Source organism: Monashia sp. HAY1-2A, from assembly GCF_056755315.1.
The window spans coordinates 1-243 of sequence record NZ_JBNDHY010000695.1; the positions used below are offsets into that span (position 1 = coordinate 1).

The 243-nt window shown below is 43.2% G+C and carries 1 protein-coding gene; it reads left to right on the forward strand.

The window, feature by feature from the left end:
- Positions 1-243 (forward strand): hypothetical protein (locus ACPYOM_RS23585; RefSeq protein ID WP_481347843.1); only part of this gene is annotated, 243 nt, incomplete at both ends.

Below are 243 nucleotides of genomic sequence, written 5' to 3' on the forward strand. Positions count from 1 at the left end.
TATTATGGCTGAAAACCTTACGCAGCCTTTAAAAGAAAGCGGCGGAGCAATCATTGAAGTTAATGCTGCACCAGGTTTCAGAATGCATCTTGCTCCAAGTGAGGGACTTCCGAGAAACGTTGCCACTCCGGTTTTAGATATGCTTTATCCGCAAGGAAAACCTTTCACCATTCCGATTATTGCAGTAACCGGAACTAACGGAAAGACCACCACCACAAGACTGATTTCTCATATTGTTAAAAG